Source organism: Allobosea rubneri (assembly GCF_032464875.1).
Lineage (GTDB): Bacteria > Pseudomonadota > Alphaproteobacteria > Rhizobiales > Beijerinckiaceae > Allobosea > Allobosea rubneri.
This window is the reverse complement of sequence record NZ_JAWDID010000052.1, coordinates 1-18,814: the sequence shown is the minus strand read 5'-3', so window position 1 is coordinate 18,814 and position 18,814 is coordinate 1. Positions and strand designations below refer to the sequence as shown.

The following is an 18,814-nucleotide window of genomic DNA, read 5'->3' as shown; positions in this document are numbered from 1 at the left end:
CGAAAAGACCGAGATCAGAGGCATCGCCATGACGTTTCCGTCGTTCCTTCCAGAAGCGCCGCGGCTCAGGCTCCGGGATCCGCTGGCGGCCTTCCTCGGCTCCGCGACGGATGGCGTTCTCGAATACCGCTATGAGGACGCGGTCCGGCTGGCCGGCCATTCCTGCCCCGCCGTCGCCGGCGCCTATCTCATGATCTCGCACGGGCTCGACTATCTCTACGACGAAGAATTGCCGGAGCGGGGCGGCATCGATGTCTTCATGCGCGACGGGCGCGAGCATGGCACCACCGGCGTTCTCGCCTCGATCGCCACCTTGCTCACCGGCGCCGCCGCCGAGACCGGCTTCCAGGGGATCGGTCCGGCGCACCGCTTCGCCCGCCGCGGCCTCCTGAGCTTCGAGGCGCCGATCGAGGGCGTGCTGGCGCTGCGTCGGCGCGACAGCGGAGCGGGCGTGGTGATCGACATCGACACCGGCCACGTACCGCACGATCCGGAAATGGCGGGGCTGATGCCGAGGGCAGTCGCAGGGCGGGCCGACCCGGCCGAGCAGGCCCGTTTCGCCGCGCTCTGGCAGGACCGCGTCCGGAGGATCCTCATCGACCATGCCGACGATCCCAAGCTGGTCCATCTCTATGACTGGGAAGTCAGCGATGACTGATCGGATTTGGCCGGACGATCTCATCGCCTACAAGCGCACGCCGCTCTTTACCGAGGCGACGGTCCCGGCCGGGCTGCTTCGCGCCCACGAGACCAAGGCGGGCGTATGGGCGCGCCTGCACGTGCTCGAGGGCGCACTGCGCTTCCGCGACCTGGTCGGCGGAGAGGAGCGGCTGCTTTCGCCGGGCATCCATCCCCTTGTCTTCCCGGCCTCGCCGCACGAGGTCGAGCCCGACGGCATCGTCCGCTTCTTCGTCGAGTTCCTGCGGCGGCCGTGACCACGGCTCGGCACGGCCTCTCGGTCGCCTCTGCTACGGCTTCCCGCTTTCCGCAGTCAGATGCGCCCACATCCGCTCGCGGATGGCGCCCGCCCAAGTCGCGCGCTGGGCGGCTTCCGCCTCGCTGAGGATGACGCCGCTCTCGGCGATGCCAGCCGCCCTCGCCTCGAACTCGACCCGTGCCGCATCTTCCAGATACCAGCTGAGCACCACCGCCTCTTCGAGACTCGCCCCCGCGGTGACCGCACCATTGCCGCGCATCACGATGGCGCGGGCCGGGCCCATCTGCTCGGCGAGCGCAGCGGCCTGTTCGTCGCTGCGCAGCAATTGCGGATCGTCCCAGAGCGGCGGGAACGGCGCGAAATAGGCGCCGAAACCGTGCCGCGCCCGCGGCGTGATCCGCGCGGTGCCGAGCGTCATCACCCGCCGCGGCATCGAGCGCACGACGCCGCCGACCTCCGGCCGACGCCGATAGATCTCACGATGGATGCGTACCTCGCCGAGCACGCCTTCCGGCAATGGCCCGTCGAGCGGAACGACGCTGCAGGCATCCTCATCGGCAACGAGGCCGAGCGGCTTTGCCGGCGACACCAGGAAATGGCCCGCGTCGAGGCGCATGCTGCAATGGCCATAGGCGTGGACGAGGCCATGACGCGACAGGGCTCGCCCGGCCTGCCGGACCAGATCCTCCTCGGCGGCGCTGGGCCGCGGCATTGGTGCGCTCACTTGGATGCGCTCACTTGTTGAATTCGGCGATGTTGGGCTTGGCGCCCCATTTGCAGAAGCCCTTCGGCTCGAACACATACTGCCGCTCGCGCCAGAGCAACTCGTCGGCGATCTCGCGCACGCCGCTCGAATACTCGAAGACCATGCCGTCCGGCCCCTCGAAATAAAGGAATTTGGCCGAGGAGGTCGGATGCCGGCCGGGGCCGAAGACCATGCGCACCTGCCGGTCCTTCAGGAACTGGTGCGAGCGCATGATGTCGTCGCCGGTCTCGACCTGGTGGTTGATGTGCTGGATGCCGGGCTTCGCCGAAGGGAACAGCGCGATGGTGTGGTGGACCTCGTCGATGCGCAGCAGCGGCGCATCACCGATCCGGTCGGAGACCTGGGCATTGGTGACCTTGGTCCAGAAGGCTTCGTCGCGGGCGAGATCGCTGGAGCAGAGCCCGACATGGCTGAAGCCGGTGATGCCGGCATCGCGCGCGCCGTGATAGCGCCGGCTGCTATAGCCCGGCCGCCAGGCGAGCTCGATCGGGTTGCCGGTCGGATCGCGGAAGGCGATGAAGTCGTGGACCTTGCGCAGCGCCGCCTCCGAGGCGGTTCCACGCCGGACGGGATGGCCGAGGCTTTCGAGCTGGGTGGCAGCTTCATCGAGATGGAACTGCTCTTCCACTTCGAAGCACACCACCTGGTCGCCCGGATCGCCCTCGAAATAGCAGAGCGTGTGCTCGCGCTCATCCGACTTGAAATAGACCGAGCCCTTGGCGCGCTCGGCGACGTCGAGGCCGAGGTATTCTGTGGCGAAATGCGTCGCGCCCTCGAGATCGCGGGTCCCGAGCCGGACATAGGAAACATCGGCAAGCTTGATCATGGATCGCTCCTTCCTGCCGGCTCAAAGCCGGCGAAGACGCTTCACTGATATTCGGGGATATGCGTGTCGCTGCCCCAGGCGCAGAAGGAGTCGCGCTTGCGCGGGAACTGCCGGGCGCGGCGGGGAGAGGCGAGCCGCTCGCCCTCGGCGACATAGGAGAAGTTGACGCCATCGGGGCCGGCAAAGCTCAGGAAGAGCTGTTGCGAGGCGGCGCGCCGCCCGGGGCCGTCGACGATGCGGGCCTGGGCGCCGCGCAGGTGGTAGGCGTTCTGCATGACGAGATCGACATCCTCGACGCCGAACTCGACGGAAAGGATGCCCTTCTCCTGCGAGGGGTGCACCGCGATGCGATGATGCGCCTCGTCGAAGCGGATATAGGCGGCCTCGCCGACCCAGTCGCTGACCTTGCCGCCGAGCAGCTTCGTCCAGACCTGCTGGTCGGAGGCGTCGGGCGCACCGCGCAGCGCGATCGCCTCCAGCCCGGTGATGCCGGCATCGCGCGGGCCGTGATAGCGCCAGCCGGATTGCAGCGGCCGGACCACCAGCTCGATGTCATAGCCGGCGGACATGCGGAACGAAACGAACTGCCGGACTTTTCGGACGGCGCAGGCCTCGGCGTCGCCGCGTGTAGTGGCGAGCCCGGCGCCCTGCAGCACCTTCTCGGCATGAGCCAGCGCATCGGGATCGCGCACCTCGAAGCCGATCGCCTGGCCGGCATCGAGCCCGTCGACATAAACCAGCGTGTGGTCGCGATAGTCGGAGCGGAAATAGGCTGATGTCTCGGTGCGGTCGACGAGCTGCAGGCCGAGGATGCGCGAGGCGAAATCGGCGGCGCCCTTCAGATCGGCGGTGCCAAGCCGGACATAGCGCAATTGTTCGATGGTGATCGCGTCGCTCATAGCCCGAGATGCTCTCTTTGAAGGTCCTTGTCGGCCAGCAGCGTCGCCGACGGCCCGTCGAAGACGACGCGGCCATGGTCGAGGACCAGCGCCCGTTCGGCCAGCTTCAGCGCCATGGCGAGGTTCTGCTCGGCGATCAGCAAGGTATAGCCCTCGCCGCGCAACCGCCCGACCGTGCCGATGATGACCTCCTCGATCGCCCGTGGCGAGAGGCCCTCGCTCGGCTCGTCGAGCACGATCAGGTCGGCCTGGGTCAGGAGAGCCCGCGCGATCGCGAGCAATTGCCGCTCACCGCCGCTGAGCGCACCGCTGGAGAAGGCACGGCGCTCGGCGAGGCGTGGAAAATCCGCGTAGATGCGTTCCTTGACCCAGCGCCGGTTCGGCTGCTTGCGCGACCAGAGCGCCGCCATGGTCAGGTTCTCGTCGACGGTGAGATTGGCGTAGACGCCGCGGCCCTGCGGCACGAGGGCGACGCCGAGCCGGGCGATGCGGTGGCCTGGCCAGCCGGCGACCTGCTGCCCCTTGATCGCGATCCGGCCGGAAACCTGTGGCTCCAGCCCGAACAGGGCAGAGCAGAGCGTGCTCTTGCCGGCGCCGTTGCGGCCGAGGAGCGCCACCGCCTCGCCCTTGGCCAGCGAGAAATCGACGCCGTGCAGGACGCGCACGCCGTCATAGCCGGCATCGAGCCCTGCAACTTCGAGATAGCTGGCGGAAGCCGGCTGTTGCTGTGCCTGAACCGACATCATGCGGCCTCCCCGAGCGAGGCGCCGAGATAGGCTGCCTGTGCACCTTCATGCGCCTTGATCGCGTCCGGCGTGTCGCAGGCGATCAAGCGGCCGAGATCGAGCACGGCGACGCGGTCGCAGACACCGAAAACGATATCGAGATCATGCGCGATCAGGATGGTCGAAAGGTCCTCGCCGAGCGTGCGCACCACTTCGATCAGGTGCTCGCCTTCCGCCCGCGACAGGCCGGCGGTCGGCTCGTCGAGCAGGAGCACCCGCGGGCGCATCGCCAGCGAGACCAGGACATCGACGATGCGCTGCTCGCCATAGGAGAGGCCTGCGACCGGCAGGTCCGCCCGATCAAGCAATTGCGCTCGAATCAGCAACTCATCGGCCGCCTCGTCCGCTGCCGCAACGGCCTTGCCGCTGCCGAACCAGCCATAGCCTTCGCCATTCCGCGAGCGCGCGGCCAACGCCAGGTTCTCGCGGACGCTCAACTCCGGGAAGGCCATGCTCTTCTGGAAGGTGCGCACCAGCCCGGCGCGGACACGCACATCCGGCTTCGCCCTGGTGATGTCCTCGCCGGCGAAGGCGACGCGGCCCTGATCCGGGATCAGGAAGCCGGTGACGATGTTGAACAGGGTCGTCTTGCCGGCGCCATTGGGGCCGATCAGGCCGAGGCATTCGCCCTGGCCGAGCGTGACCGAGACATCGCTCAGCACCTTCAGCCCGCCGAAGGACTTGGCGACGCCCTCGATCGACAGGGCGGGAACGGCGTTGGCGCTCATGACCTACCCTCCCCGCTTGTCCGCCGTCCGAAGGCGGCCTTCAGCCCGGCGACGACGCCCTTCGGCATGATCATCACGGTCAGCACGAAGACGAGGCCGACGACCAATTGCCAGCGATCGGTATAGGACGAGACATAGGTCTGGATGCCCAGATAGATCGCCGAGCCGATGAAGGCGCCATAGAGCGAGCCGACGCCGCCGATCACCAGCATGATGATCATCATCGCCGACATCGTCCAATGGACGGCATTGGGGCCGACATACTGGTTGACGAAGGGATAGAGCGCGCCGGCGGCACCGGCGATGGCGCCGGAGGCGAGCAGCGCCATCAGGCGGATACGCGGGATCGAATAGCCGAGCGCGCTCATCCGGAGCTGCCGCTCGCGCGTGCCGAGCAGAGCCCGGCCGATCGGCGCTGTGACGAAGGAACGGGCGGCGAGATAAGCGGCGAACGCTAGCACCAGCGCGGCGAGATAGAGCGCGACCCCGTTGTTGAGCGGGATCGTGGCGAAGCCGGTATGCAGCGTCAGCACCGGGAAGCCGCGCAGGCCGTCGGCGCCGCCGGTCACTTCGCGCCAGTGGAACACCACCTCCCAGACGATCTGGCCGACGATCAGGCTGAGGATCAGGAAGAACAGCGCGATGGTGCGCATCACCACGACGCCCATCAGCAGCGCCGCCGCCATGCCGGTGGCGATGCCGACGGCGAGCATCACGACGACATCGGCGCCGAGCGTCTGCGCCGCGATCGCCGCGGCATAGGCCGCGCCGCCGAAAAAGACGGCATGGCCGAGCGACACCAGCCCGCCGAAGCCGACCAGCAGATCGAGGCTGAGCACGGCGGTCCCAATGATCAGGATTTCTGCAAGGAAACGCAGCTGGTAGTCGCCGGCGAACAGCAAGGGAATGGCAGCGGCAAGCGCGAGCAGCGCGACCTTTGCGGTCAGCGGCAGGCTGCGCCGCTCACTGGCGGCGCGCGCATCCACGCGGCCGGTCCCGTCGGCGATCGAGCTCATACCTGCCTCACCTTCCTGGCGACCAGTCCCTCGGGCAGCGCGACCAGCAGCGCGGCCATGACGGCGAGGGCGACGACGTTCGAGAATTCCGGCACCCAGACCTTGGAGAAGGTCATGGCGAAGCCGAGCAGCAGCGCACTCAGCACCGTGCCGCGGAAGGTGCCGAGCCCGCCGGCGACGACGACGATCAGCGCCAGGATCAGCACCTCCTCGTCGAGGCCGGGATAGGCGGAGAGGATGCCGGCACCGAGCGCGCCGGAAATGCCGCCGAGACCGGCCGAGATCACCAGCACGGCGGTGAAGATCCGACGGGTGTCGAGGCCGAGCGTCTCGACGAAGCCGCGATCGGTGACGCAGGCCCTGACCACCGCCCCCCAGATGGTGCGGTCGATCACGAACCAGAGCGCGAAGGCGAGCGCCGCGCCGAAGCCGATGATGAAGAGCCGGTAGATCGGGAACGGCATGTCCATGATGAAGACGACGCCGCGCAGCGCTTCCGGGATCTCCGCCGACAGGATCTGCGCGCCGAAACCCCAGCGCATCAGGTCGGCGAAGATCACCGAGAGCCCGTAGGTCAGCAGCACCTGCATCAGATGCGTTCGCGCGTAGAACTGCCGGAACGGGAAGCGCTCCAGCAGGAAGCCGGCGAGGCCGGCCGCCACAAAGGCGACCGGGAAGGCGAGCCACCAGGGCGCGCCCGAGGCCAGCCAGTAGACGCCGACATAGGCGCCGAGCAGGAAGAAGGAGCCGTGGGTCAGGTTGACGAAGTTCATCAGGTTGAGCACCACCGACAGGCCGAGCCCGGTCAGCAGCAAGAGCATCGAGAACGACAGCGCGTTCAGGCTCTGGACGGCATAGAAACCCACGGAACCGCTCCTTCGTCGCGTCAGGCCACCGGGCCGGGATCGCGCACGGCCTTGTAGGTGTGGATCACCTGGTTGACCGGGCCGCCTGTGCCTTCCTTGATCTCGTTGACGTAGATGTCGAGGATCGCCTGATTGTTGCGCGGGTCGAACGGCATCGGCCCGAACACCGTCTCGACCTCCTTGGCGAGCAGCGCCTCCTTGACCTTCTCCTTGTTGGAGAGGTCGCCCTGCACGCGCTCGACCGCGGCCTTGATCACCTGGCCGGTGACATAGCCGGCCGTGCCCATCTCGCCCGGCATGGCGTTGCGGGCGGCCTGATAGGCCTTGGTGAAGGCGGCCGAACTCGGCGCGGTCGGCGACTGGTTGCAGGTATTGAGCCCGCCGAGCGCCGCTTCTTTCACGGCCGAGACCACGTCCTCCTGGTCGAACAGCGCGCCGCTGCCGATCAGCTTGACCTTGCCGTGCAGGCGGTAATCGCGCATCTGGCGCAGGAAGCGGACCGCATCCGAGCCGGCGAAGAAAGAGAAGATGAACTCCGGCTTCTCGGCCGCGATCGTGGTCAGCAGCGGCCCGAAATCGGTGGTGCCGAGCGGCGCCCAGAGCTGCTTGCCGACCTTGCCGCCCTGCTGCTGATAGCTCGCGACGAAATCGCCGACGGATTCGCGGCCGGCGGCGTAGTCGGCGGCGATGGTCAGGCAGCCGGACTTGCCGAGCTTCTCGAAGGCCCACTGGCCGGCGGTGTGGCCGAGCATCCAGTTGGTCTTGGTCGGCCGGAAGACGAAGGGGCTCGCCGCCTTGCGGGCAAGATCATTGGCCGAGCCGGCGGAGATGAAGGTCAGCGCCTTGGCCTCGGTCACCACATCGCGGACGGCGAGCGCCACCGCCGACGAGATCACGCCTGAGACGATGTCGACATTGTCCTGCCCAAGGAGCTTGCGGAACTTGCGCACGCCTTCGTCGGGCTTGGCCTGGTCATCCTCGACGATCAATTCGACTGCGCGGCCTGCGAACTTGCCGCCATTCTCGGCCAGGAACATCTGCATCCCCGCCCGCATGCTCTCGCCGAGCGCCGTGAACGGCCCGGACAGCGAGGTCACCATGCCGATCTTCAGCGGCTTATTGGCGGTCTGCGCCAAAGCCGGCGCCGCGATCGTGCCGCTCAAAGTGGTCGCGCCGGCAGCGGCGAGGAAGCTGCGGCGGGAAAGCGGAAAGCGCTCGATCATGGGACGTCCTCCAACGGGGCGGTCTTGACGCCACCCGATTGCCGCCATCCGACCAGATCGATATTGGGCTGTCAATCTTATTTCGATATTTTTTCCGCGCGGGCGGCTGCGGCAATCCGCGAATCCGCGTCGAAAGGCCTATAACTTCAATAAATTCGTTATTTATCTCCGACTCTCGTACTCGACTCAGAAATCCGCGCTTCCTTCTCAGGATTGTAATTTCGAAATTTACTGCTAGAGAGTGGCGACCGACCATAGGAGCTCTGCGCTTCGGCATGTCCCCTTCCGACAAGACCCTGGCCGACCGGACCTACCGCCAATTGCGCGGCGACATCGTCAATGGCCGCCTCGCGGCCAGCAGCAAGCTGAAGCTGGAAGCCCTGGCGCAGGACTACGCCGTCGGCATGTCGCCGCTGCGCGAAGCACTGGCCCGGCTGATGGGCGACCTGCTCGTCGTCTCCGAGGGACAGCGCGGCTTCTGGGTGGCGCCGCTCTCGCTCGACGAGCTCGACGATGTCTCGCGCGTCCGTGCGCTGATCGAGACCGAGGCGCTCAACGCCGCGATCCGAAACGGCGATGCAAACTGGGAGCGCGAGGTCACGGCGGCGTTCGAAGCACTGGCCGCGGTCGAGGAACATCTGCCGCACACCAGCGACGCCCTACCGCCGGAGCAGCTCGAGACCTGGGAGGCGCGCAACCGCGCCTTTCACGCCGCGCTCGTCTCCGCAGCGGGGTCGCCGATGCTGATCAAGCTGCGCGACCTGCTCTACCAGCAATCCGAGCGCTATCGCCGCGTCTCGCTCAACGTCTCGCGCGGCTGGCGCAACGTCCATGACGAGCATCGCGCCATCTACGACGCGACCATGCAGCGCAACGCGCTGCGCGCCTGCCGGATGACCGAGCTGCATCTTGCCCGCACCGCCGAAGAGGTCCGCAAGGCGATGGCCACGCTGGCCGAGGACGATGACCGGATTTCCGGAGGCAAGGCGTGAGCGGTTTCGATCTGACCGGCCAGACCATTCTGGTCACCGGCGCAGCCGGCGGCATTGGCGCGGTGACGGCGAAGGTCCTGGCGGGGCTCGGCGCAAGGCTCGTCCTCACTGACCGCATCTCCTGCGCTGCGACGATCGCCGGCCTCGGCGCGCAAGCCGATTCGGCCCTTGAGATCGTCGTCGACCTGCTCGAAGAGGATGCGCCGCGCCGCCTGTCGGAGTTGGCAGGGCCGATCGATGCGGCCGTCCTCGGCGCCGGCATCTACCGCCCGGTCGATTGGGATGCGGATGGCTGGGAAGAGGTCGCCGAGACCACCCTGTCCCTCAACCTGATGGCACCGATGCGCCTGGCGCGCGAGCTCGTGCCCGCCATGGCGGCGCGCGGCGGCGGGCGGGTCGTCCTCGTCGGCTCGATCGTTGCCGCGACCGGCGGCTCCTTCCCCGGCGTCGGCCCGCATTACGCGGCATCGAAGGGCGGTTTGCACACGCTGGTGCGCTGGCTCGCCAGCCGCTTCGGCGGCCAGGGCGTGCTGATCAACGGCGTCGCGCCGGGGATCACCGACACGGCCATGGTCGGCGTCCACGATCTCTCGGCGGCGCTGGCGAAGCATCCGCTCGGCCGGGCCGCCCGGCCCGAGGAGATCGCCTGGCCGATCGCCTTTCTCTGTTCACCGGCGGCGAGCTTCGTCTCGGGCGCCATCCTCGACGTGAACGGCGGCGCGATGATGCGCCCATGACGACAACGACAACAAACCGGGAGTGAGACGATGAACAGCGCCGTTCCGCGCTACCAGGGTGCTGCCGCAGGCGCGGAGACCGCCCGCCTGTCGCATTTCATCGACGGCCGCTTCGTGCCGGCCGGCCGCAGCAGTTTCGAGAACCGCCACCCGGCGACCGGCGAGCTGATCAATCTCGTGCCGGAGGCCGATTCGGCCGCGATCGACGATGCGGTGAAGGCCGCCAAGCGGGCTCTCAAGGGACCGTGGGGCAAGATGAGCGAGCAGCAGCGCTCGGCCATATTGCGCAAGGTCGCCGACGGGATCATGGCCCGCTTCGACGATTTCCTCGCGGCCGAGGTGCTCGACACCGGCAAGCCCAAGAGCCTCGCCTCGCATATCGACATCCCGCGCGGTGCCGCGAACTTCAACGTCTTCGCCGATCAGGTGCTGACGCTCTCGACCGAGACCTTCCGCATGGCGACGCCGGACGGCGCCGGCGCGCTGAACTATGCGATCCGCGGGCCGCGCGGCGTCATCGCCGTGGTCTGCCCGTGGAATCTCCCGCTGCTGCTGATGACCTGGAAGGTCGCGCCGGCGCTCGCCTGCGGCAACACCGTCGTGGTCAAGCCCTCCGAGGAGACGCCGACCACGGCGACCATGCTCGGCGAGATCATGAACGAGGCCGGCGTGCCGCCCGGCGTCTACAATGTCGTGCATGGCTTCGGCGAGGACAGCGCCGGCGAGTACCTGACCAGCCATCCGCAAGTCGACGGCATCACCTTCACCGGCGAGACCCGCACCGGCGAGGCGATCATGCGCGCCGCCGCCAAGGGCGTCCGCCCGGTCTCGCTCGAACTCGGCGGCAAGAACGCCTCGCTGGTCTTCGCCGACTGCGACATGGACAAGGCGATCGAGGGCGTGACCCGTGCCGTCTTCGCCAATTGCGGCCAGGTCTGTCTCGGCACCGAGCGCGTTTATGTCGAGCGGCCGATCTTCGATCAGTTTACCCAGCGCCTGAAGCTGGCGGCGGAAAAGCTAAAGCCCGGCAACCCGTTCGAGGCCTCGACCACGCTCGGTCCGCTGATCAGCCAGGTCCATCGCGACAAGGTGCTGTCCTACTACGCCAAGGCGAAGGCGGAGGGCGCCGAGATCATCACCGGCGGCGGCATCCCCGAACTGCCAACCCCGTATTCCGCCGGCTCCTTCGTCGAGCCGACGATCTGGACCGGTCTCTCCGAGGATTCCGCCGTGATGCGCGAGGAGATATTCGGACCCTGCTGCAACATCGTGCCCTTCGACGAGGAGGACGCGGTCATCGCGCTGGCGAACGACAGCCCCTACGGCCTCGCCACCTCGATCTGGACCGAGAACCTGACACGGGCGCACCGCGTCGCGGCGCAGGTCGAGGTCGGCATCACCTGGGTGAACTCCTGGTTCCTGCGCGACCTGCGCACGCCCTTCGGCGGCTCGAAGCAGTCAGGCATCGGCCGCGAGGGCGGCGTGCACTCGATGGAGTTCTACACCGAGCTGCGCAACGTCTGCGTCAAGCTCTGAAGGTCGGTTTTCCCCTTAAGCCCTCATCCTGAGGAGGCCACGACAGCGGCCGTCTCGAAGGATGCTCCAGGAGGCTCCGGAACCAGCTGGAGCATCCTTCGAGACGCAGCCTTCGGTTGCTCCTCAGGATGAGGGCTTGGGGGATGCCTCGAACAGTCTGCCGCTGTGGCGGCGCGAGCCGCAACCAAGTCCCAAGGAAGAAAAGCCATGCTGACCGAAGCCCAGCGCGCGCAGGTGGTGCGCTCCCTGCTCGAGAGCCATCGCACCAAGAAGCAGGGCGAGCGGCCCTCGCAGATGTTCCCGGAGATCAAGATCGAGGACTCCTACGCGATCTCCTCGGCGGTTGCGCAGGAGCGGGTCAAGGCCGGCGCCCGCATCATCGGCCACAAGATCGGCCTGACCTCGAAGGCGATGCAGGCCTCCTCGAAGATCGACGAGCCCGATTACGGCTATCTCTTCGACGATCTCATCCTGAACGACGGCGCCAAGGTGAAGTTCGAGGACTTCTGCGTGCCGCGCGTCGAGCCGGAGCTAACCTTCATCCTGAAGGAGCCACTGAAGGGCCCGGGCATCGGCCTGATCGACGTGCTCCGGGCGACGGAGTACGTCGTGCCCTCGATCGAGATCATCGATGCGCGCGTCACCGAGCCGCGCAAGATCTTCGACACGGTCGCCGACAATGGCGCCGCGGCCGGCATCGTGCTCGGCGGCCGGCCGGTGCGGCCTGAAGACGTAGACCTGCGCTGGGTCGGCGCGATCTTCTACCGCAATTCGGAGATCGAAGAGACTGGCCTCGCCGCCGGCGTGCTCGGCCACCCCGCCATGGCGATCGCCTGGCTCGCCAACAAGCTCGCGCCCTTCGACATCACCCTGCAGCCGGGCGACCTGATGCTGTCTGGCTCCTTCACACGACCGGTCTGGGCCGCTAAGGGCGATACATTGCACGCCGATTTCGGGCCGCTCGGTAGCGTCTCCGTGCAGTTCGTCTAGCGCGCTTTCCGTTCGGCCGATCTCGGCTGAACGAAGAGAATTCGCGCAACATCGAAAACATGCTCGGAGGGAGCGCCATGGACCTGCCCCGTAACGCCTTCAAGGCCGCGCTCGCCCGCGGCGAGCTCCAGATCGGGCTGTGGAGCAGCCTGTGCAGCCCGATCGTCGCCGAGATCATCGGCTATAGCGGCTTCGACTGGATCCTGGTCGACACCGAGCATTCGCCGAACGAGCCGCCGGCCGTGCTCGCCCAGCTCCAGGCCTTGCAGGCCGGCACCGCGACGCCGATCGTGCGCCCGGCCTGGAACGATCCGGTGCTGCTGAAGCGCCTGCTCGACATCGGCGCGCAGGCGGTGCTGGTGCCGTTCGTCCAGAATGCCGAGGAGGCCGCCAAGGCCGTCGCCGCCTGCCGCTATCCGCCGGCCGGCATCCGCGGCATCACCGTGAGCGGGCGCGGCAGCCGCTATGGCCGCGTGCCCGATTATCTCAAGCGCGCCGATGCCGAGATTTGCGTCCTCGTCCAGGTCGAGACCGGCGAAGCCCTGAGCCAGCTCGAGGCGATCGCTTCGGTCGATGGCGTCGACGGTGTCTTCATCGGCCCGGCCGATCTCTCCGCCTCGCTCGGCCATATCGGCAATCCCGGCCATCCCGAGGTGCAGGAAGCGATCAAGGGCGCCGCTGCCCGCCTGACCGCCATCGGCAAGCCGGCCGGCATCCTCACCGCCTCCGAGGCCGATGCCCGCCGCTATATCGAATGGGGCTACCGCTTCGTCGCCGTCGGCTCGGATCTCGGCCTCCTCGCCAAGAATGCCGACGCCCTGGCGAAGACGTTCAAGTCGTAGGACGGAGATGCCCGACATGATGAGAGGCGCGTCCGGCCGAGCCTGAGCGCGCCGGCCGGCGCAGCATGCCTGGTGCGCGGCACGTGCCCGGCGAGCCTTGCCTGACGCAAGCAGAGATCGCCTCCCTGCGCCCGGGGCGGCGGACTCCTCTGCGGCAGACGGCAGTCTTTCCGACAAAGCTCGATCCCCGTCCGTCACAATATCTGCATTCAGGAGGCCGAAACACAGGCGTTGCTATTTTTCGGCTTGGAGATCAGTTTCGGGCCGTCTTCCAATTTTACGGCAAGCGGCTGGGGAACGCGGTGAAGCAGTTCAGACTGGATGGCGACGCGTCGCTGCTGGCGGAGATCGATCGCCAACAGCCGACCGAAGCCTCGCGGCATCTATCGCTGAAGCTGAGACTGACCTCCCTGGCGCTCGGTTGCTCGACCCACAAGGAACTCTGCGCGCGTTTCGCCGCCATCAACAAGACGACGCTATTCGTGCCGCAGAACGCCTATAAATGGCTCAGCGGCAAGGCCATGCCGCGCGCATCCAGCGTCTATGAGGATTGGGTGCGGGTCCTTGATGGCGCGCTGACCGCGCCCTTCATCGCGTCGTCCTCGTTCCAGGAGTTTCAGGACGCGGTCTGCGCCCGCTTCACCGTGCCCGAGACCGCGCTTGCGCTCCTGAGGGCGGAGGCCGGCCTGCCGCCTGGCCGCGCCCCCGCCGCCGCCCCGTCGCCGCCCAGGGCGAATGGCCGGCAGCCAGGCGGGAACTGGCTGGAGGGCAGCTATCTCGCGATCTCGCCGGCCTGGTCTCGCACCGAGTCGGGCCGGCTGATCGTCGGGGCCGTAACGATCCACGCCGATGCTCTGCAGCAACTGCAGATCGACTACAGCGAGAACCTGTTCAACCGACAGGTCCTGATGAACGGGCATCTGCTGAGCGATGGCCGCACCGCGCAAAGCGCGCTGACCTGCTCCTACACCCATCGGCTGTTCTTTCTGGTCCTGAACGTGCCGACACCGCCGGCCAATCTCATCGGCGGCATTCTCTGCGGCGCCGCCGTGCACGACCCCGACGCGAGGGCCGCCGCCAGCCGCATCCTGCTGCTCCGCGCTCCGGAAGGCCGGGCCGACGACCTTTTCACGCGCACGGGCTACATCGGTGCCGAGGGCGCGCTGGTCGAGAATGAACTGGCCGCGCTCGGCTATCGCGGCGATGCCGCAAGGGCAGAACTCGGCACCAGTATCCTCGACTTCCTCGGCGCGACTTCGTCGTCCTACCTTTGCGAAACCGAACACAAGGATGTCCTGCCGCTCGAACGCATGCTCGGCCAGCTCAGCCGGGCGTGACGGCATCGCCCCTCCGGACGGCCGGCCCTACTGTCCCCATTCGATGACGCTGAGATCGAGCGGCAGCGCGCGACGCATCGCCAGCGGCGGCACGACCGGTGTCAGGGTCACCGGCGTGCCCATTTCAGCGGCCCGGTCGAAATCGGCCGTGCCGGCCCGATCGATCGCCTTCACCGTGAAGGCCTCGAAGACATAGGGCAGGCCATCGGCGAGCAGCGGAGACGGCCCGTCCATGACGTGCAGGTGCAGATGCGGCTCGGAGCTGTTGCCGGTATTGCCGACCTGGCCGATCACATCGCCGCGCTTGACCTTGTCGCCGGCTTTGACCCGGACGCTGCCCGGCTTCATGTGGGCGTAGAGCACGAAGGCGCCGCCGCCGATATCGAGCACGGCGAAATTCCCGTCGGCGTCGCTGATCGGCAGCCCGTCGGGCAGCGCTCCCGGAACCTGGTCGGGAAGGTCGTTCCGCATGTCGACGATGGTGCCGTCGCGCACCGCCAATATCGGCTCGCCATAGATGTGGTAATTGGCGACCTGCTTGCGATCGCCTTTCACTAGCCGTCCATCGGCCCCGAGCTTCTCCCAGTCGATGGCGAAGCGCTGCGCCAGGCGAAAGCCGCCATTGAGCGGCAGCAGGGCGCGAACATGCCGGACCGAGTCGCAGCAACCATCGCCGGCGATGTATCCATCGCCGCGCAAAGGCGGGCCGAGGACCGGAGGCTCCGAGGTCGTCACGGCAACCGGGCCGAGCCTGATCACGGCATCGACCTTGAACTGGCCGAACCAGGCCTCGACCTCGTGCCTCAGGCGCTGCGGAACCGCGCGTCCGGCAGGCAGCGCGACATGCAGGAATCCGATGCCGTACTGGTAGCCGCCGAGCTCCGCCGACTCGTTGCCGCGCCGGCCTCCTGGCGAAAAGCGCCTTGCGATCTCGGCACCATCGAGGACGGCGAGCGGCTCTTTGTCCGCGTCACCGAAGATGCTGAGCCGCTTCAACTGGACCCGCTCGCCCGTCACATTCGACAGCTGCAGCTCGTAGACCAGGTGCTGGAGACCATCCGAGCCGAGCACAGGCCGCGGCGCGAACAGCACATTGCCTACCAGGCCCGTCGGCGTCACGGCGGCGGAGGCTGCCGGGGTCTCGGCGCGCAGTGTCTGCGACAGCGGCGGAACGAGCGTGAAGCCCATCGCCACGGCGAGCAGTGCTCTCATCGTCGCGCTCATCGCATATCCCCGTCCTGGATCGTCCTCTGCGCCGTCAGGCCGCGACCGCCTGCTGCCGGGCGGTCTCGACGAGATGGCCGCCCAGCCGGTCGGCCAACGCCATGATCGTCAGGGTCAGGTGCTTGTCGGGCAGTTCGGGGATGACGCCGCCATCGCAGACATAGAGGTTGTCGAAGTCATGGCACTTCAGGTCGGCATCGACGACGCCGCGGCGCGGATCCTCGGAGATGGCGGTGGTGCCGGCATAATGGATGCCCGTGCCGCTATTGTCGCGGCTGGCATAGATCATCGTGGCGGAGGCCCGCCGCAGCACGCGCCGGCCCCAGACGGTCATCGCATCCATCATCTGATGGCTCGCGGCGGGGATCGTGAAATCGACCTCGACCTGAGGGACGCCGTAAGCATCGACGCTTCGGCCCGGCCGCACCCGGTTTGCGGGCGTCGCCTCGCCCTGGCAGAACAGGCCGAGCGTGACGTAGCTGTGGAACATGGTGCGCGCGAGCCGCTCCTTCAGGAAGGGCGGAAAGTGCCGCATGCCGGTCAGGTAGTGCGGCACGTCGGGGGCGCTGTGGATGGCGTGGCCGATGAAGGGGAAAGGCGCGCCATCGGGCAACCTGCCCTGGGACAAGAGGATCAGCAGGTCCCCATAGCCGAGATCGTAGTCGCGCCGTTTGCCCCAGAGCTTCAGCAGCGAGGTCGAGAGCACCACCTTGGGATTGTCCTGCAGGCCCGCCCCTACCCGCTCGTGCCTGTTGCCGAGGCCGGAGGGGTCGACCTCGTCGGCCGAGTTGAACAGGATGCGCGGCGTCTCGACCGCTCCGGCGGCCAGCACGACGGTGCCGGCTCGCAAATGCCGCCGCTCGCCGGTGGCAAGGTCGATGTACTCGACTCCCGCGATCCGCCGGCTGTCACCGTCGCGGAGTAGGCGGACGACCTTTGCCTGCGTCCGCAGCTCGTAATTCGGCAGGTCGGCGATCTGCGGCAGCAGCCGCGTCGAGAACTTGTAGACCGCGCCGACCGGGCAGCCCGAGGTGCACATCCCCGTCGAGATGCAGGATGTCGGGGTTCCCGCCTTGGTGTTGATCGCCTTGCGGTTCGGGATCGCGTGCGAGTGTCCGTCCTTCAGCGCATTGACGGCATCGACGATCAGCCGGTCCGCCGGGCGCAGCGGCTTCGGCGGCAGATAATCGCCATCCGGCAGGTTCGGCAGCCCCTCCTTGGTGCCGCAGACCGCGATCAGACGCTCGACCGCGCCGTAATGCGGCGCCAGATCGGCATAGGAGAACGGCCAGGACCTGAAATCCTCCTCCGAGAAGCGGACGCTGACGCCATTCCAGAGATTCTGCAGCCCGTTGACCGCCAGAACCTGGAAGTGCCGGAAGCCTCCCTTCGGCCGGGCGGTCGAGCCGGTGCGGCCATCGGCGAAGAGCGGGTGGACAAAAAGACTGTCATGCGGGTCGCTGGGCCAGGTCGTGCTCGGATCGATGCCGAAATCCCGGGTCACGCCGGGCGGTATCGTCGTCCGGAAATGGTCCTCCGGCAGCATCGCGCCATGTTCGAGCGAGATGGTGCGCAAGCCGGATTTGGCGAGCTTGTGGGCGAGAATGCCGCCGCCGGCGCCGGTGCCGACGACTACGACATCGCAGAATTCAGCTGCGGTCACGCATGCCTCCCACGGGCCACTCCCCGACCGAGCGCAGGAAATCCGGTGAAGCGAAGCGGATATATTCGAGGAAGCCGAGCAGCGCCGTCCGCTCAGGCCCGAGATCGCTGCGGCGCAACCGCCCCGTATGCGCGAAGTCGGCCCGCAGCTCGACCGCCGCGAGCGCTGCGCTGATCTGCCGGTTGGCACGCCCGATCCGCGTGATATCGGCCAGCATCGGCATCAGCACCACACGGTACGGGCTGAGCGCGATCAGCGCCGCAACCAGCCGTTCGCCATCTCCGGGGATGGCCGTGCCGGCGGTATCGGCGCCGCCCGACGTTTGCTGCACGAGGGTCGGCGACATCTGGTTCATGCCGCTGCGACCCGGACCGGAGCCGCATCGAGCGCCCGGAAAGGCCGCCCCGATTCCAGATGCCGCTCGATCTCCTCGAGCGAGACGCCGCTGGTTTCAGGCACCAGCAGATAGGTGAAGATCAGCCCGGCCGCGCAAACCAGCGCATAGACCGCGAAGACCCCGCCGAGCCCGATGCTGCTGACCAGGATCGGGAAGGAGAACACGACGAGGAAGTTGAAGCCCCAATTGGCGAGCGAGGTCACGCTCATGCCGAGGCTGCGCACCTTGAGCGGGAAGATTTCGGACATCATCACCCAGGGCAGCGGGCCGATGCTGGCGGCGAAGGCGGCAATGTACAGAACCAGCCCGACGGTCGCGAGGATATCCAACGATTCCGAGCCGGTGGCCGCGCCGAGCGCGATCATGCCCAGGCTGAGGGCCGTGCCGGCAAAGCCGATGAAGAGCAGGCGCCGCCGACCGATCCGGTCGATCAGGTACATGCCGACGAAGGTCATCCCGACATTGACGATGCCGATCCCGACCGTCGCCAGAATCTGGGTCGAGGTCGAGTTGAAGCCCGCCTCCTTGAACACCGTCGGTGCGTAATAGATCACGGCGTTGATGCCGCTGAGCTGCTGCAGGAAGAACAGCCCCATGCCGACCACCAGCGCCGGCCGGACGGTCAGGCTGAGCAGGTCCGCCCAGGTGCCGGGCCGGGTCCGCTGCTGCGCCGCCTGTCGGATGCTCGCGAGTTCCGCATCGACCGCCGGATCATGCGGCGCGAGCTCGCGGATCCGCGCGATCGCAAGACGCGCCTCGTCGGTGCGACCCTGCAGGGCGAGCCATCGCGGCGTATCGCCCATGCGGTACATGCCGATGAGCAAGGCGAGCGCGGGCAGGACGCCCATTACGAACATCAGCCGCCAGGACTCGGCGAAGACGAAGTCGACGATATAGGCGCCGAGAATGCCGAGCGTGATCGCGAGCTGATAGATCGATACCAGCATGCCGCGTTTCTCGGCGGGCGCGCTCTCGGAAATGTAGAGCGGCGCCACCATCGCGGCGATGCCGACGGCGAGCCCGAGCAGGAGGCGAGAGGCCGTCAGGCAG

The 18,814-nt window shown here is 67.5% G+C and carries 20 protein-coding genes; 8 read left to right on the top strand and 12 right to left on the bottom strand.

Annotated features, from left to right (window positions below):
* Positions 1 to 28: 28 nt before the first annotated feature.
* Both RKE40_RS23705 and RKE40_RS23700 read left to right on the top strand, forming a co-directional pair.
* Positions 29 to 658, top strand: a complete 630-nt coding sequence (locus RKE40_RS23705; protein WP_316020666.1) for a hypothetical protein — start codon at positions 29 to 31, stop codon at positions 656 to 658.
* Positions 651 to 935 (top strand): TehB family protein, encoded by a 285-nt coding sequence (locus RKE40_RS23700; RefSeq protein WP_316020665.1) that lies wholly within the window; start codon positions 651 to 653, stop codon positions 933 to 935. Before RKE40_RS23705 ends, RKE40_RS23700 begins: the two co-directional genes overlap by 8 nt.
* A gap of 33 nt (positions 936 to 968) precedes the next feature.
* Here RKE40_RS23700 and RKE40_RS23695 read toward each other — a convergent pair whose 3' ends face one another.
* Genes RKE40_RS23695 through RKE40_RS23660 form a run of 8 tightly spaced genes read right to left on the bottom strand, consistent with a single transcriptional unit; the run spans position 969 to position 8,046 of the window.
* Positions 969 to 1,649, bottom strand: coding sequence for a class II aldolase/adducin family protein (locus RKE40_RS23695; RefSeq protein ID WP_316020664.1), 681 nt, complete (start codon positions 1,647 to 1,649; stop codon positions 969 to 971).
* 22 nt (positions 1,650 to 1,671) lie between these two features.
* Complete coding sequence (locus RKE40_RS23690) at positions 1,672 to 2,529, bottom strand: VOC family protein (protein ID WP_316020663.1); 858 nt, start codon at positions 2,527 to 2,529, stop codon at positions 1,672 to 1,674.
* A gap of 41 nt (positions 2,530 to 2,570) precedes the next feature.
* A complete protein-coding gene (locus RKE40_RS23685) occupies positions 2,571 to 3,428 on the bottom strand; it encodes a VOC family protein (RefSeq protein ID WP_316020662.1) in 858 nt (285 codons plus the stop codon).
* Positions 3,425 to 4,174 carry an ABC transporter ATP-binding protein gene (locus tag RKE40_RS23680; RefSeq protein ID WP_316020661.1) on the bottom strand — a complete coding sequence of 250 codons (750 nt, stop codon included), beginning with the start codon at positions 4,172 to 4,174 and terminating at the stop codon, positions 3,425 to 3,427. The genes RKE40_RS23685 and RKE40_RS23680 overlap by 4 nt, the downstream gene beginning before the upstream one ends.
* Positions 4,171 to 4,941 (bottom strand): ABC transporter ATP-binding protein, encoded by a 771-nt coding sequence (locus RKE40_RS23675; RefSeq protein WP_316020660.1) that lies wholly within the window; start codon positions 4,939 to 4,941, stop codon positions 4,171 to 4,173. The genes RKE40_RS23680 and RKE40_RS23675 overlap by 4 nt, the downstream gene beginning before the upstream one ends.
* Positions 4,938 to 5,957 (bottom strand): branched-chain amino acid ABC transporter permease, encoded by a 1,020-nt coding sequence (locus RKE40_RS23670; RefSeq protein WP_316020659.1) that lies wholly within the window; start codon positions 5,955 to 5,957, stop codon positions 4,938 to 4,940. Before RKE40_RS23670 ends, RKE40_RS23675 begins: the two co-directional genes overlap by 4 nt.
* Complete coding sequence (locus RKE40_RS23665; protein ID WP_137882252.1) at positions 5,954 to 6,823, bottom strand: branched-chain amino acid ABC transporter permease; 870 nt, start codon at positions 6,821 to 6,823, stop codon at positions 5,954 to 5,956. Before RKE40_RS23665 ends, RKE40_RS23670 begins: the two co-directional genes overlap by 4 nt.
* Positions 6,824 to 6,843: 20 nt before the next feature.
* A complete protein-coding gene (locus tag RKE40_RS23660; RefSeq protein WP_316020658.1) occupies positions 6,844 to 8,046 on the bottom strand; it encodes an ABC transporter substrate-binding protein in 1,203 nt (400 codons plus the stop codon).
* 275 nt (positions 8,047 to 8,321) lie between these two features.
* On the opposite strand from RKE40_RS23660, the gene RKE40_RS23655 reads away from it, so the two are divergent.
* The 6 genes from RKE40_RS23655 to RKE40_RS23630 all read left to right on the top strand — a co-directional run bounded on the left by RKE40_RS23655 (position 8,322) and on the right by RKE40_RS23630 (position 14,480).
* A complete protein-coding gene (locus RKE40_RS23655) occupies positions 8,322 to 9,038 on the top strand; it encodes a GntR family transcriptional regulator (protein ID WP_316020657.1) in 717 nt (238 codons plus the stop codon).
* Positions 9,035 to 9,775 carry an SDR family NAD(P)-dependent oxidoreductase gene (locus RKE40_RS23650; protein ID WP_316020656.1) on the top strand — a complete coding sequence of 247 codons (741 nt, stop codon included), beginning with the start codon at positions 9,035 to 9,037 and terminating at the stop codon, positions 9,773 to 9,775. Before RKE40_RS23655 ends, RKE40_RS23650 begins: the two co-directional genes overlap by 4 nt.
* Before the next feature lie 30 nt (positions 9,776 to 9,805).
* Positions 9,806 to 11,311, top strand: coding sequence for a 2-hydroxymuconic semialdehyde dehydrogenase (locus RKE40_RS23645; RefSeq protein ID WP_316020655.1), 1,506 nt, complete (start codon positions 9,806 to 9,808; stop codon positions 11,309 to 11,311).
* A gap of 207 nt (positions 11,312 to 11,518) precedes the next feature.
* The gene (gene hpaH, locus RKE40_RS23640) at positions 11,519 to 12,301 is read left to right on the top strand and encodes a 2-oxo-hept-4-ene-1,7-dioate hydratase (RefSeq protein ID WP_316020654.1); all 783 of its coding nucleotides are present in this window, start codon (positions 11,519 to 11,521) and stop codon (positions 12,299 to 12,301) included.
* Positions 12,302 to 12,378: 77 nt separating this feature from the next.
* Positions 12,379 to 13,143: an HpcH/HpaI aldolase family protein gene (locus tag RKE40_RS23635; RefSeq protein WP_316020653.1), complete on the top strand. Its 765-nt coding sequence runs from the start codon at positions 12,379 to 12,381 to the stop codon at positions 13,141 to 13,143.
* 302 nt (positions 13,144 to 13,445) lie between these two features.
* Entirely contained in the window at positions 13,446 to 14,480 is a 1,035-nt protein-coding gene (locus RKE40_RS23630; RefSeq protein ID WP_316020652.1) for a hypothetical protein, read from the top strand.
* A 27-nt stretch (positions 14,481 to 14,507) separates the two neighbouring features.
* On the opposite strand, the gene RKE40_RS23625 is transcribed toward RKE40_RS23630, so the two are convergent.
* The 4 genes from RKE40_RS23625 to RKE40_RS23610 all read right to left on the bottom strand — a co-directional run.
* Positions 14,508 to 15,704, bottom strand: a complete 1,197-nt coding sequence (locus RKE40_RS23625) for a M23 family metallopeptidase (RefSeq protein ID WP_316020651.1) — start codon at positions 15,702 to 15,704, stop codon at positions 14,508 to 14,510.
* A 34-nt stretch (positions 15,705 to 15,738) separates the two neighbouring features.
* On the bottom strand, positions 15,739 to 17,367 hold the full coding sequence (locus tag RKE40_RS23620; RefSeq protein WP_316020650.1) for a GMC oxidoreductase: 1,629 nt from the start codon (positions 17,365 to 17,367) through the stop codon (positions 15,739 to 15,741).
* Positions 17,354 to 17,722, bottom strand: coding sequence for a hypothetical protein (locus RKE40_RS23615; RefSeq protein ID WP_316020649.1), 369 nt, complete (start codon positions 17,720 to 17,722; stop codon positions 17,354 to 17,356). Before RKE40_RS23615 ends, RKE40_RS23620 begins: the two co-directional genes overlap by 14 nt.
* The coding region (locus RKE40_RS23610; protein ID WP_316020648.1) for a sugar porter family MFS transporter at positions 17,719 to 18,814 on the bottom strand (1,096 nt) is incomplete at its 5' end. The genes RKE40_RS23615 and RKE40_RS23610, both read right to left, overlap by 4 nt.

Bases quoted from the DNA above. Each gene is read 5' to 3' on its own strand.
- RKE40_RS23635 (WP_316020653.1), top strand. From the start codon at position 12,379: ATGGACCTGCCCCGTAACGCCTTCAAGGCCGCGCTCGCCCGCGGCGAG.
- RKE40_RS23685 (WP_316020662.1), bottom strand. From the start codon at position 3,428: ATGAGCGACGCGATCACCATCGAACAATTGCGCTATGTCCGGCTTGGC.
- RKE40_RS23680 (WP_316020661.1), bottom strand. From the start codon at position 4,174: ATGATGTCGGTTCAGGCACAGCAACAGCCGGCTTCCGCCAGCTATCTC.
- RKE40_RS23675 (WP_316020660.1), bottom strand. From the start codon at position 4,941: ATGAGCGCCAACGCCGTTCCCGCCCTGTCGATCGAGGGCGTCGCCAAG.
- RKE40_RS23695 (WP_316020664.1), bottom strand. From the start codon at position 1,649: ATGCCGCGGCCCAGCGCCGCCGAGGAGGATCTGGTCCGGCAGGCCGGG.
- RKE40_RS23670 (WP_316020659.1), bottom strand. From the start codon at position 5,957: ATGAGCTCGATCGCCGACGGGACCGGCCGCGTGGATGCGCGCGCCGCC.
- RKE40_RS23655 (WP_316020657.1), top strand. From the start codon at position 8,322: ATGTCCCCTTCCGACAAGACCCTGGCCGACCGGACCTACCGCCAATTG.
- RKE40_RS23645 (WP_316020655.1), top strand. From the start codon at position 9,806: ATGAACAGCGCCGTTCCGCGCTACCAGGGTGCTGCCGCAGGCGCGGAG.
- RKE40_RS23615 (WP_316020649.1), bottom strand. From the start codon at position 17,722: ATGAACCAGATGTCGCCGACCCTCGTGCAGCAAACGTCGGGCGGCGCC.
- hpaH (WP_316020654.1), top strand. From the start codon at position 11,519: ATGCTGACCGAAGCCCAGCGCGCGCAGGTGGTGCGCTCCCTGCTCGAG.
- RKE40_RS23625 (WP_316020651.1), bottom strand. From the start codon at position 15,704: ATGAGCGCGACGATGAGAGCACTGCTCGCCGTGGCGATGGGCTTCACG.
- RKE40_RS23690 (WP_316020663.1), bottom strand. From the start codon at position 2,529: ATGATCAAGCTTGCCGATGTTTCCTATGTCCGGCTCGGGACCCGCGAT.
- RKE40_RS23705 (WP_316020666.1), top strand. From the start codon at position 29: ATGACGTTTCCGTCGTTCCTTCCAGAAGCGCCGCGGCTCAGGCTCCGG.
- RKE40_RS23700 (WP_316020665.1), top strand. From the start codon at position 651: ATGACTGATCGGATTTGGCCGGACGATCTCATCGCCTACAAGCGCACG.
- RKE40_RS23660 (WP_316020658.1), bottom strand. From the start codon at position 8,046: ATGATCGAGCGCTTTCCGCTTTCCCGCCGCAGCTTCCTCGCCGCTGCC.